This is a genomic window from Kribbella sancticallisti, assembly GCF_039530625.1.
Classification (GTDB): Bacteria; Actinomycetota; Actinomycetes; order Propionibacteriales; family Kribbellaceae; genus Kribbella; species Kribbella sancticallisti.
Map to the genome: position 1 here is coordinate 1 of NZ_BAAAOS010000003.1, position 12,457 is coordinate 12,457.

General features: G+C 65.7%; 13 protein-coding genes. 10 read left to right on the plus strand and 3 right to left on the minus strand.

The annotated features are described in order from the left end of the window. The first annotated feature begins 93 nt into the window (after window positions 1–93). The 5 genes from ABD255_RS00955 to ABD255_RS00975 are packed head-to-tail and all read left to right on the plus strand — an operon-like array spanning window position 94 to window position 4,511. Window positions 94–855, plus strand: coding sequence for an amidohydrolase family protein (locus ABD255_RS00955; RefSeq protein WP_344208681.1), 762 nt, complete (start codon window positions 94–96; stop codon window positions 853–855). Between the two features lie 32 nt (window positions 856–887). Further along, window positions 888–1,955 carry a mandelate racemase/muconate lactonizing enzyme family protein gene (locus tag ABD255_RS00960; protein ID WP_344208683.1) on the plus strand — a complete coding sequence of 356 codons (1,068 nt, stop codon included), beginning with the start codon at window positions 888–890 and terminating at the stop codon, window positions 1,953–1,955. Next, window positions 1,952–2,827, plus strand: coding sequence for an amidohydrolase family protein (locus ABD255_RS00965; protein WP_344208685.1), 876 nt, complete (start codon window positions 1,952–1,954; stop codon window positions 2,825–2,827). Before ABD255_RS00960 ends, ABD255_RS00965 begins: the two co-directional genes overlap by 4 nt. Beyond that, a complete protein-coding gene (locus tag ABD255_RS00970) occupies window positions 2,824–3,564 on the plus strand; it encodes an amidohydrolase family protein (RefSeq protein ID WP_344208687.1) in 741 nt (246 codons plus the stop codon). Before ABD255_RS00965 ends, ABD255_RS00970 begins: the two co-directional genes overlap by 4 nt. Beyond that, window positions 3,561–4,511: a dihydrodipicolinate synthase family protein gene (locus tag ABD255_RS00975; RefSeq protein ID WP_344208689.1), complete on the plus strand. Its 951-nt coding sequence runs from the start codon at window positions 3,561–3,563 to the stop codon at window positions 4,509–4,511. Before ABD255_RS00970 ends, ABD255_RS00975 begins: the two co-directional genes overlap by 4 nt. Window positions 4,512–4,598: 87 nt before the next feature. On the opposite strand, the gene hisD is transcribed toward ABD255_RS00975, so the two are convergent. Beyond that, the gene (gene hisD, locus ABD255_RS00980) at window positions 4,599–5,867 is read right to left on the minus strand and encodes a histidinol dehydrogenase (RefSeq protein WP_344208691.1); all 1,269 of its coding nucleotides are present in this window, start codon (window positions 5,865–5,867) and stop codon (window positions 4,599–4,601) included. Window positions 5,868–6,365: 498 nt separating this feature from the next. Here hisD and ABD255_RS00985 point away from each other — a divergent pair, with 498 nt between their 5' ends. The 4 genes from ABD255_RS00985 to ABD255_RS01000 all read left to right on the plus strand — a co-directional run bounded on the left by ABD255_RS00985 (window position 6,366) and on the right by ABD255_RS01000 (window position 10,196). Then, window positions 6,366–6,788: a RidA family protein gene (locus tag ABD255_RS00985; RefSeq protein ID WP_344208693.1), complete on the plus strand. Its 423-nt coding sequence runs from the start codon at window positions 6,366–6,368 to the stop codon at window positions 6,786–6,788. A gap of 301 nt (window positions 6,789–7,089) precedes the next feature. Then, window positions 7,090–8,427 (plus strand): ABC transporter substrate-binding protein, encoded by a 1,338-nt coding sequence (locus ABD255_RS00990; RefSeq protein ID WP_344208695.1) that lies wholly within the window; start codon window positions 7,090–7,092, stop codon window positions 8,425–8,427. 1 nt (window position 8,428) lies between these two features. Next, entirely contained in the window at window positions 8,429–9,307 is an 879-nt protein-coding gene (locus ABD255_RS00995) for a carbohydrate ABC transporter permease (RefSeq protein WP_344208697.1), read from the plus strand. Next, entirely contained in the window at window positions 9,291–10,196 is a 906-nt protein-coding gene (locus tag ABD255_RS01000) for a carbohydrate ABC transporter permease (RefSeq protein ID WP_344208699.1), read from the plus strand. Before ABD255_RS00995 ends, ABD255_RS01000 begins: the two co-directional genes overlap by 17 nt. Window positions 10,197–10,501: 305 nt before the next feature. Here the strand turns inward: ABD255_RS01000 and ABD255_RS01005 are convergent, their stop codons facing one another. After that, window positions 10,502–11,299: an IclR family transcriptional regulator gene (locus ABD255_RS01005; protein ID WP_344208701.1), complete on the minus strand. Its 798-nt coding sequence runs from the start codon at window positions 11,297–11,299 to the stop codon at window positions 10,502–10,504. A 168-nt stretch (window positions 11,300–11,467) separates the two neighbouring features. Next, the gene (locus ABD255_RS01010) at window positions 11,468–11,869 is read right to left on the minus strand and encodes a TIGR03618 family F420-dependent PPOX class oxidoreductase (protein WP_344208703.1); all 402 of its coding nucleotides are present in this window, start codon (window positions 11,867–11,869) and stop codon (window positions 11,468–11,470) included. A gap of 203 nt (window positions 11,870–12,072) precedes the next feature. Here ABD255_RS01010 and ABD255_RS01015 point away from each other — a divergent pair, with 203 nt between their 5' ends. Beyond that, window positions 12,073–12,249 (plus strand): hypothetical protein, encoded by a 177-nt coding sequence (locus ABD255_RS01015; protein ID WP_344208705.1) that lies wholly within the window; start codon window positions 12,073–12,075, stop codon window positions 12,247–12,249. Window positions 12,250–12,457 lie beyond the last annotated feature (208 nt).

A 12,457-nucleotide genomic window follows, 5' to 3' on the forward strand; every position in this document is an offset into this window, starting at 1 on the left:
TCCCGAGCGCGGCTCGGAGGACAAAGGCAAACAATGGTTCGACCTGCTCGCGGCCACACTGAGCAGTCGCCTGATCGAGCTGGCGGAGGCACTGTGATCGACTTCCACACCCACACCCCGGCCTGGGAAACAGTGACCTGGCTGGCCGGGACGCCGTTCGGCGCGGACGAGTTCGTCACCTTCATGGACTCGGCCGGCCTCGATCAGGCGGTGGTGCTCAGCCATGACGGGTTGTTCAACTCAACCCGGGAGGCGAATGACCAACTCGCCGCCTTCGTCAAGGCGTACCCGGACCGGCTCGTCGGTTTCGGCACGGTGAACATCCGCCGCGACGGCGCGCTGGCCGAGACCGAGCGGATGGTGACCGATCTCGGCCTGCGTGGCCTGAAGCTGCACCCCTGGCTACAAGGATTCAGCATGCACGAGGTGGCGCTGGACCCGATCTGCGAGGTGATCACCGAGGCCGGCGGGATCCTACTCAGCCACGACGGCACACCTCCGTACTCGACGGCCGGCCAGATCGCGGCCCTGGCAAGGCGGCACCCACGGCTGCCAGTGGTGCTCGGTCACGGTGGTCTGCACGACCTGTGGCGCGAGTCGCTGGCCATGACCCAGGAGACCGACAACCTCTACCTCTGCCTCTGCGGCACCCCGCCGTACGCAGCTCGCCGGATCCTCGCCGAGGCACCGCCGCACAAGGTGCTCTTCGGTACTGATGCGGGGTTGTCGGACAAGCCGAGTCAGGACTATGCCGTGGCCCGGGTTAAGGAGATCGACGGCTGGGGTATCACCGACGCCCAGCGGCAGGCGATGCTCGTGGACAACCCGGCGCGGCTCCTCGGCGCAGCGGCATGAGGCCGACCATCAGGGCTGTCCACACCGCCCACGTGAGCCTCGATGCGCACCCCGACCTGATGGTACGCGGCGCCAAGGGTGCACACGAGCGCTCAGAGTTCCTCCTGGTCCGTGTGGTCACGAGTGACGGCGTTGAGGGGTACGGCGAGGTCAGCGCGACGCCCCTGTGGAGCGGCGAGGACGGCGCTAGCGCCGACCACTTCATCCGCGCGGTTCTCGCGCCGGCCCTCATCGGTACTGCGCTGACACCGGTCGGCGCGGCGGATGAGCTGATGGACAAGGTGCTGCACGGCAACCCGTTCACCAAGGCGGGGCTATCGATCGCCTTGTGGGACGCGTACGCCCGGACCTTGGATGTCCCGCTCGCCGTGGCCCTGGGCGGTCCCTATCGTAACGAGATCCCGATCAAGCTGTCGTTGTCCGGCGACGGACCTGACCTCGAGCGGGCCTACCACGCTGCCCGCGCGGCCGGGTTCGGCGCGTTCAAGGTGAAGGTTGGGCTGGGGGTGCCGGCGGACGTGGCGCGTTTCGACCAGGCCCGTGCGCTGGTCGGCGAGGGTGTGTTCCTCGGCTCGGACGCCAACGGTGGCTGGTCGAGGGCCGAGGCCGTCCGGGCAATCCGGGCGCTCGACCGACTAGGCGTCGCTTTCGTCGAACAACCACTCCAGCGAGATGATCTTGCCGGTCTCGCAGAGCTCCGCCGGCTCGGCCCGCCGATCGTCGCCGACGAGTCGGTCTTCGGCACCGCCGATCTGGTTCGGGTGATCGAGGCCGGTGCCGCTGATGTGATCAGCCTGTACGTCGGGAAGTCGGCCGGCCCGGGTCGCGCCGTCGGGATGGCCGCGCTGGCCGCGTCATTCGGGCTGGCGGTGGTGATCGGGTCGAACGGCGAGCTCGGGATCGGCGCCGCGGCACAGCTTCACGTAGCTGCCGCAATCCCTCGACTGGCGGCGATCCCGAGCGACATCATCGGCGCGCACTACTACGCCGAGGACATCTTGACGAAACCGCTCGACAGCGATGGCCGGCGCGTGCGGCTCAGCAGTGAACCAGGACTGGGAGTTACTGTGCGAGATGACCTGCTACGGGAGTTCCGATGATCGTCGACGTGCACGCCCACACCCCGACGCATCGGTTCGCGGTGCCCGCAGAGGAGCGCCGGGTGTACGAGAACTGGCGGACCGACCGACCGGTGGTGACGACGAACTCGTGGGCCGACTACGACGAGGCGATGGCAGCCGCGGACGTGTCGATCGTGTTCAACATCGCGGTCGACGATCCACTCGCGGCGACCGGCCTGTCCTATCCTCCTGAGCGGTGCAACGACGCGACCGCCGAGTTCGTCGCGGACAACCCGACGAAGCGGATTGGGTTCATGTCGGTCAATCCGGCCCGGCCCGGCGCATTGGAGGAGGCAGACCGGGCCCGATCCCTCGGTCTCGTCGGCGTCAAGCTCGGGCCGAATTACCAGGACTTCGACCCGCTGGGTCAAGCCGCGTTGCGGTTCTACGAGTACTGCCAGCGGCACAGCCTGCCGATCCTGTTTCACCAGGGTGCTTCACCGATGCGGCACGCGCCGCTGCGATACACGTATCCGCTGGTAACGGACGAGGTGGCGCTGCGATTCCCCAAGTTGCGAATCGTGATGGCGCACATGGGTCATCCGTGGAGCCGGGAGACGGTGGTGACGATCCGCAAGCATCCGCACGTGTATGCGGACGTGTCGTCGATCTACCTGCGGCCCTGGGTGCTGTACCAGTCGCTGATCAACGCGGTCGAGTGGGGATGCACCGACAAGCTGCTGCTCGGTTCGGACTTCCCGATCGCCAACACCGGCGAGGCCATCGCCGGGCTGTGGACCGTCAACGACATGCTCGAGGGCACCAAACTGCCACGGGTTCCGGACGAGGCGATCCAGCAGATCGTGCACGCGGACGCGCTCGGTGCGCTCGGTTTGGAGCTACCTGCATGATCATCGACGCGCACGTCCGGATCGGTGACAGCCGGGACGCGAGCCTGCCGGTCGACCGGTTGCTCGCGACGATGGATTCGCTCGGCATCGACATGGCGCTGGTCGCCCCGGCTGAGCACTGTGTTGCCTACGACAACCGTGCGGGAAACGAGGCGACAGTTGCCGCTCACCACCAGTCGAAGCGGTTGTTGCCGTACGCGGTGGCCAATCCGTGGCGCGGTAAGGCGGCCGTCGACGAGTTGGACCGGGCCCGCGACGCGGGAGCCGTCGCCCTGGCCGTGGACTCCGTGCTGCAGGGATTCGATCTGCTCGACGGGCTCCTCGATCCCTTATTGGACTTCGCGGCCGAGTCCAGCTGGTTCGCCTACGTCCGCACCGGCACGCCGCCGACCGCGCTCCCCTTGCCGCTCGCGACTGTGGCTCGTCGGCGACCCGAGCTACCCATACTGATGGGCAAGAGCGGCGCGACCGACTTCTGGATCGACGCCGTGCCTGCCCTGCAGTACGCACCGAACCTGTACGGCGACACCGCGTACGCACCCTGGGACACCGTGCTGACCGGATTCGCTCGCGAACCGGCGATCGGAGCCGGGCGACTGGTGTTCTCGACCGACTCCCCGTACACGGTGCCGGTGGCAGAACTGGACCGGATCCGGGACTGGCCGATCAGCCCGGATGACAAGGCAGCGGTTCTCGGCGGAAACCTCGCCGAACTGCTCGAGGGGAGCCTGAAATGACTGTGGATATCCAGACCGACGCGTCGTTGCTGGTGCGGGGCGTGTCGCCCGTGCTGGCAGTACCGTTCACGGAGTCGGGTGAGGTCGACTACGGCGGCTTCGACCGGGTGGTGCGCTACGTGCTGTCCACCGGTGTGACCAGCATGATGTTTCCGGGCTTCGCCTCGGAGTTCCACAAGCTGTCCGAGGACGAGCGGTGGCACCTGACCGAGATCCTGCTCTCACAGACCCGGAACCGGCCGGACGTCGCAGCGGTGATCGCCGTCCAGGATCACGCGACCCGGTTGGCCGCACACCGGGCCCGTGCGGCGGTCGACGCCGGCGCCGACCTGATCAACTTGCTTCCGCCGCACTTTCTCTCGCCGTCCCGCCGGGCCCTCGTACAGCACATCGAGGCGGTACTGGAGTCGGTCGCCCCGGTACCGGTTGTGCTGCAGTACGCCCCGGCCGAGACCGGCACCGTCCTGGATGCGGACGTACTCGGTCAGATCCAGGCCAAGCATCCGAACCTCCGCCTGGTAAAGGTGGAGTCCTCGCCACCCGGCCCGCTGATCGCCGAGCTCGCCGCACGGACCCCGCCGCTCCTCGCCGTCGAGGGTTATGCCGGCGTTCAGTTGCCGGACGCAGTACGCCGCGGTGCGGTCGGCACGCAACCCGGTTGCTCGGTCACCGAGGTGTACGTCGAGATCTGGCGGCGGCTGACCTCGCCGGACCCGGTGCAGGTCGAGTCCGGGTTCGACCTGCACCGGAGATTACTGCCCTACATCTCCTACTGGATGCTCGACACCGAGCGGATCATCGCCGCAGAAAAGTTGATCTCGGTCCGCCGCGGCCTGTTCGTCAGTGCGTACTGCCGCGAACCGGCTCATCGCCTCGACGCCGAGGAGATCCGGATGATCGAGCGCTTCCTCGCAGACTTCACCGATCTCCTGCCCCACCTGGGCTGACCCCGCGGGCGGCGGAGGCCACGCCATGGGCCACATCATCCGAGGACTGGAGAAACATTCCTCCGGTCCTCGGACGTGAGCGACGGATCAGGGCTGGCGGAGGCGGGCGGTCAGGGCGTGGCCGTACATCAGCTCCGCATCGGAGATCGCCGCCGTTGACGGAGCGATCGAGGCAGCACCTGCAGTGGTGAGTCGCTGGTAGGTGACAGTCTTGAGGAACTTCCCAACCCATAACCCACCGGTGTAGCGACCCGCCCGCCCGGTCGGCAGGACGTGGTTGGTGCCGATCGACTTGTCCGAGAAAGCGACCGTGGACTCGGGCCCAATGAAGAGCGACCCGTAGTTGCGCAGGTTCTCCGCGTACCAGTCGTCGTCGGCCGTTTGCACCTCCAGATGCTCCGGGGCATAGGCGTCAGACACTTTGACGGCCTCCTCCCGCGACTCACAGACCACCACCGTGCCGTGCTCACGCCATGCGCCGCCCGCGACCTCAACGGTGGGCCAGTCAGTGGAAAGCCACCGGTCGATCTCGGCGATGACAGCCCTTCCGAACGCGCGGTCGGTCGTGACCAGCAGCGCCGGACTGTTGAAGCCGTGTTCGGCCTGACCCAGCAGGTCCGCCGCCACCAGACGCGGGTCCGCCGTCTCGTCCGCGATCACGGCGACCTCCGTCGGCCCGGCGAGCAAATCGATCCCGACAATCCCGAACAACTGCCGCTTCGCCTCTGCGACGTACGCGTTCCCGGCACCGACCACGAGATCCACCGGCTGCACACCCTCGAAGCCGAAGGCAAGAGCTGCGAACGCCTGCACACCACCGAGGCATGCGATTACGTCAGCTCCGGCGAGGTCCATCGTGTACAACTGCGGTTCGTAGATCCCGCCGCCGTTCCACGGCGGCGCCATTGCCACCACAGTGTCCACCCCGGCCACTTTCGGCACGGTCACGGTCATGATCGAGGAGGCGATCAGCGGATACCGGCCGCCGGGCGAGTACGACCCGACACGACTGATCGGGAGGTGTCTGTGTCCGAGCACAACACCGGGCTGGGTCTCCACCTCCAGATCGGTCATCGTGGCCCGCTGGAGCTTCGCGAATCCCTCCACCTGGCCGCGGGCGAACTCCAGGTGCCGAGCCAGTTCCTTGTCTACGGAACTGGCCGCGGCCTTGATCGTGTCCGCGGACACGATGAACGACTCAGGACTCCAGTTGTCCAGTTGCTCGGAGTACCGGCGGATCGCGGGAAGCCCCTCGCGCTCGACGTCGGAAAGGATCCGGCTGACGGTGTCGATCACCTCCTGCGACCGCTCGACCCGCTCCGGCCAACCCTCCTTGAGGTGCTCCACGTCCGTCATCTCCCATTATTCGAAATCATAGATATAGATTCAGATAGCTGTATGATCATATGTCTCGGGCGGACCGGAACGCCACCAGAACAGGACTTCGGCCTGGCGCCGGCAGGGCGGAGGAACACCAAGTGATGTTGGAAATGGTTGCCGGGTCGAGTTCGGATAGGCGATGGCGTCAATCTGTACCAGTCCACCTCTCGGACCGGGCGGGCCAGGTCACACTGTCCGCGGCCGGCCCGGAAAGCAGCGTCACCATCGGCTCGTCTCAGCCACCACCGCACGCGGGCCGGCGTTCTCGGCAGGGACGAACCAGGACTACTGAGCCTTACCCACCCTCAACGGCGTCGTCACGGGCCGACGTCGCGTCCATCCTGCGATCGCTCGATGACCAGCCCACGACCGCGTTCGCGCCGACGACGAGCCGGAATCCTCGGCGACCACGATGGCCAGTCCGATGACCTATGAACCGCAGGCCGACCAGCTCAGAACAGGACCTTTCTCGTCATGACGTCTCTTCCTCAGATCCTCCCGGCAGTCGACACTACGACCGCGCCGCGTCCACGCGGGCACTACTCACAAGCCCGGATCGCGGGCGATCTGATCTTCACGGCTGGATTCGGGCCTGTCGATCCGGCAACCGGCGCGATGGTGGGCGATGGCGATGTCGCAGAACAGACCAGGCAAACCCTGCGAAATCTGCGAGCGGTGCTGGCCGAAGCGGGCGCCACGCTCCACGATGTCGTCAAGATCACCGCGTTCCTGGAGGATCCAGACCGCGACTGGGATGCCTATGACGCCATCTTTCCCGAATTCTTCGAGCCACCCTATCCGGCTCGGCTCACGGCCGGCGCCCGTCTCGGGACGATCCTGGTGGAGATCGAGGTCATCGCCAGGCGTCAGCCATCGCAATCCACTCCCCTGACCTGATGATCTCAAGCCTGGAGCGGAGACGGGGCGGCACCGACTGCAGGCCGCCACCCGCTGACCGTCCTGCCTGCATCGGCCGGTGCAACAGTCGGCCCTTGCGTCAGTCACCCATCGCCTCTTACGATTCGGGTAGCCGAATTTAAATCTGTTATTTCGAATGTTGGTCGGAAATGGTGCGATCCGGTTCACCAGCGCCCTTTGCCGCCGACCGATTCTTGGATACCGAAGGAGCCGCAATGGGCGACCACATCCTCGGCGCGCTCGCCGCCCTCCTCCCCTGCCCTGGAAAGGGAGCACTCCGATGATGATGAGGCGCGCGGCTCTGGTAGCCGCCTTCACGATGGTGCTTGCCGCAGGCTGCAGCGGCAGCAGTGGCGTGGAAACGCAAGGCCCGGACGCGGCGTCCTGGCGTGACCAGGTCAAGCCAGGAAAGCTGGAGGTCGGCGTCCTGTCGGCCAAGGGCACACCCGGTCTGAAGTTCTTGGAGAACGTCGGCGCCGGGCTGGAGAAGGATCAGCCGGGCTCTGACGTGACGTTGACGTTCGCCAACACCGAGGCGCGGCCGGGCATCGAGCAGCGGTGGCGCGCCGGTAGTCCGCCGGATGTGGACTACGGGATGTTCGACGGCACCATTCCCGACCTGCGCGCGTGGGCCGATGACGGTGCGCTGGTCGACCTCACGCCGTACCTGAAGCAGGAGGATCCGGGGACCGGCAAGCCGTGGCTGGACCGATACAGCCCGACTGTGCGGAAGTTCATGGAGCATCCGGAGACCAAGCAGATCTACGCGGTCCCGTCCGAGCTGTCCCTCCACGTCTTGTTCTACAACGCGAAGATGTTCAAGGATCTCGGGGTCAAGCCGCCCGCGACCTGGGACGACCTGCTCGCGGCGACCGACGCGCTGAAGGCGAAGAACGTCGACCCGATCGCGCTCACTGGCCTGTTCGAGCCGTACATGGGGATGTGGAGCGACCATCTCTGGCTGCGGACTGTCGGCTACGGCAAGGCCCGCGCCGTGCTGACCGAGGGAAAGGGGCACATCACCGACGACCCCGGCTTCTTGAAGGGCCTGCAGATGCTGCAGGAGTTGCGCGACAAGGACGCGTTCCTGACGGGGTTCAAGGGCACCGACTTTACTGCCGCGCAAGCACAGTTCTTCCAGGGCAAGGCCGGCATGATTCTGATGGGGTCATGGCTGGTCAGCGAGATGAAGGACGTGGTCCCGAAGGACTTCGAACTCGGCGTCCTCGCGTTCCCGAAGGTGGACGGCGCGGCCGGGGACCAGGGCGTTGTGATGGCCGCCCTGCAGAATGTGTCGATCGCGTCCAAGAGTCCGGATATCCCGCTGGCCCTGGAGTGGGTCAACCGGCTGACCAGCGTAGAAACCCAGACGAAGCGAGCGAACGAGATCGGTGAGGTCTCGGCGGTGGTCGGTGTTCCCAGTCCTCCAGGTGTTCCCGGTATCGACACGGTGCTGTCCACGGCGGAGTCGCTGCAGCCGCGCGAGTTCGGTCTGGGGCAGAGCAAGGCCGGTAAACCCGTGTACGCCGAGATCACGCGGCTGCTCTTCGGCCAGCAGGACGCGGACGAGACGCTGAAGCGGCTGGACGTCGCGCTTCGCCGCGTCCACAAGAACTGACATGCATCGGATCGCCCAGCGGCGGATCATCATCCCGTTCCTGCTGCCCGCCGCTGTCCTGCTGGCGATATTCTTCCTCTACCCGCTGGCACGGACGGTCGGCATCTCGCTGTCGGACTGGACCCGCACCGGCGCGTCGAGGTATGTCGGCGGCGCCAACTACACCGCCCTGCTGTCCGATCCGGACTACCGCGGCGCACTGAAGAACACCTTCCTGTTCACCTTCGTCGGTGGCTGCATGCTGTTCCCGCCGGCGGTGGCGATCGCCTGGGCGCTGAACCAGCCGATCCGCGGTGAACGGTTCTTCCGATTCGTCGTGTTCGCCCCGGTGGTCCTGTCGGCGGCGGTGGTCGCTCTGATGTGGAAGTTCATCTACCACCCGACGCTCGGCCTCATCAGTCCCGCGATGGCGCAGCTTGGTCTTGGCGGCTTGGCACGGGAGTGGCTGGGTGATCCCATGACTGCCCTGCCCGCGGTGGCTTTCACCACCGTGTGGCAAGGCATCGGCATCTGGGTCGTGCTGCTGTCCGCGGGTTTCGAGCGGCTGCCCCGGGAGGTGCTGGAGGCTGGGCGGGTCGACGGTGCCGGCGAGTGGCGCCTGTTCTGGTCGGTGATGATGCCGCTGCTGCACGACCTGCTCCGAATCCTGCTGGTGTTGTGGATCGTGCAGAGCATGCAGGCGTTCGCCTTCATCTACATCATGACCGGCGGCGGTCCGTTCGGCTCGACCGAGGTGGTCGGCACGCTGATGTACCGAACCGCCATCGACCAGACCGAGTTCGGCTACGCCGCGGCGATGGGAGTCATCCTGGTCGTGGTGATGCTGGCCGTCACGACGATCCTCAACAAGGTGCTGAAGCGCGATGACCTTGAATACTGAAGTCCGGGCCACGCCCCCGGCAGGCCGCACCAGGCCGTCCCCGCAGGACGAGCCTTCGTCATACCGCCGGCACCATCTGGTGATCTATCTGGCCCTGGGAACCATCGCCTTCTCCGCCGCGTCTGCCTTCGCCTGGGTGCTGAACGTTTCACTGAAGACGAACCAGGAATTTCTCGGGACGCGACCGTGGAGCATCGCCGACGAGTTCCATCTGGAGAACTACGCGAACGCGTGGACCAACGCGGACGTCGGTGCGTACTTCGGCAACAGCGTGGTTGTCAGTATCACCTCTACCGTCCTCGGCGTGGTCGTGTCAGCCTTCGCGGCGTACCCGATCGCGCGCATCCCCTTCCGGCTGAACGGTGCCGTCCTGGCGGTCTTCCTGATGGGCCTGATGGTGCCGTGGATGGTGACGTTCATCCCGCTCTACCTCACCCTGCAGGACCTGGGGCTGCTCGACACCCGGATCGGGCTGATCCTCGTGTACGCGACGTACAACCTGCCCTTCAACATCTTCGTGCTCGTCGGCTTCCTCCGAACCTTGCCCCGCGAACTGGAAGAGGCCGCCGCAGTAGACGGCGCCGGCCCGACCACCACGTTCGTCCGGGTGATCCTCCCTCTGCTGGGACCGGGTCTGGCCTCCGTGACGATCATCAGCTTCCTGAACAACTGGAACGAGTTCTTCTACGCCCTGGTACTGATCCACAGTCCGTCGAAAATGACCTTGCCACTCGGCCTGTTCCAGCTCGGCCAGGCGGCCGACTACGGCACCAACTGGGTCACCCTCTTCGCCGGCATGATCATCACCGCACTCCCCGTCCTCATCCTCTTCGCACTCCTCCAGAAACAAGTGACCAAAGGCCTCACCGCGGGCGCACTCAAAGGCTGACATCGCGGTCAGGGGTGTGGCAGCCGAGATCAAGCGATCGCGTCGGGCCACGAATCGCAGCCCGCACTTACTCAATCCCTCGCCGCGAAAGCTGCGGAAGGCCTCCGGTGCCCGCCGTGCCTACGGCACGCGTTAGGCCTGCTCGACGTGATATCTCGGGGACAGAATGCTGTGGTCAGCCGAAGATCGACCAGCGCGCAACCGACGGCTACTGGCTACAAAGACCGGAAACACAGACAGGTTTTGCTTCGTCAGCGCTCGTCGGCGGCCGTCGCCAGGGACCAAGTCACCGCTATATCTGTCGGCTAGGTTCCGACGACGTCCGCAGCGTCAGTCGCGCCAAGACGCTCGGAGATGATCCTGCTGAGGGCGACGAGCCCTTCCCTCGCTTGCTTACGATTGTTACGCGTCAGTTCCTTCGCGAATCCGGTCACACCGACCGAGCCCGCGACGTGTTCGGTGGCATCGAAAAACGGTACCGCCACACAGGCGATGTCCGCCTGCTCTTCCTGATCCTCCAAGGCGAATCCCTGCTTGCGAATTGTCGCCAGTTCAGCGCGAAACCCTGTCACAGTGACCCGCGGCGCCTTCGGGCCACGGCCCTGTTCCAGTTGCTTGAGCAGAGGCTTCAGTTCGTCCTCCGGTAAGAAGGCCGCGATCGCCTTGCCGAGGGCTGTGAGGTTGAAGGGTGCGACCTTCCCCGGGTGGGTATCGAACTGGATGAAACCTGGCATGGCAGCTTTGGCAACATAGACCAACGACGCACCGGTGAGGACGCCGATGTGCACAGGCATTCCCATGCGGTCAGCCAGCTCGCGCATTTCCCGGACCGCAACCGATGACAGGTCGACCTTTCTGATCAGGCGCGTAGCAAGGCTGTACAGCCGCAGAGTGGGGTGCCAGAAATGACTGCGGCCGACAACCCGGCGCATCGCATAGTCGCGCTGCTCCAGCGTGTAGACGATCGAGGCGCACGTGGCCAAGGGGATCCCGGCCTTTCGCGCCAGAGCCGTGAGCGTCAACTCTTCGTTGGACTCCACGAGGATCTCGAGCACCGTGAGAGCCCGCGCGACCGCGGGCGACGGTAAGCGATCTGCACCCATTCAAGGCCTACCCTCCGCCGGACATCCGGCAGCCGACGACTCGATATCAGTGAGTCTATCTCCTCTATTCTGAAGATTGCTGCCGCCTGCCGGGCGCCGGCGAGCACACCTGCTGTCCGTCAGTCTCCTGGCGCCCCGCGCAGTCCAGCGTGGCGGTCAGTCGGCGGCTCAGCTCGGTTCAGCCTGTTGGCTGGTGATTCGCTCGACGAGGACGCTCGTCGCATACCGCGTCGCGCCGGAGGGCTCGACGTCGGTCCACTCCCCCACATACTTCATCGCAACCGCACGCTCCAAGGAGCAGTCCCAGTCAGGAACGAGCTCATCAATCCGGCCACGCAATTCAAGGTAAAATCCAGGACGCGTCGGCTCGATCACAACCACCGAGATCCGCGGCTCACGACGCAGATTGAGCAACTTCTGCCGACCCTCGACGAGACTGAACCGCACACGCTCACCATCCCAAAGGAACCACAACGGTGTGGCCTGCGGCTCTCCACGCTTGCCGATCGTCGAGACCAAGGCAACCGCCTTAGACGCAAGCAGACGGTGGAACACCTCGGGAATCTCCATACTCTCCTCATCTCACGGGCCAGGTGGCAACTCGCGTCTGATCGGATCCCGACCGAGCCAACCGGCGCGGACACCCCGATAAGTGTAACACTTAAACTTACACTCTCGGTCTCGGGTATAGCCGGCGCTACATCGGCCAGGGCACATCTCGCGCGGCGTCACCGTCCACATGTCGCAGTCGACGTCCTACTGACCTCGACATCGTGCTCACCGTCCTGGCCCACACCGTCTGCGCCGCGCTCCGCCGCCGCATCCCCGGCTACGCCACCGCCACCCCTCACACCCTGCAACGCCGCTTCCTGTCCACCAGCGGCCACATCATCCACCGCCGCAACGAAATCGTCGTCCGCCTGGCTCAACGGCCACACGCTGCGCTATGAACTCGCATAATCAACCCAACACTGTCGCCCGGGCCTCGTTCCGGTCACCGGCGCCCGGGAACGGTCAGCGGGCCCCGCTCGCCGCGCGGAGAAGCGGTTCCCGTACGTCCACGGCGAAGACCGACTGAGCTGGTGGTTGGTTGTCCATGCCGCGTACGTCGCCCCCCCAAGCACCTGCTTCCCGCTGGCTGGGTTCGCTGTTCCCGGC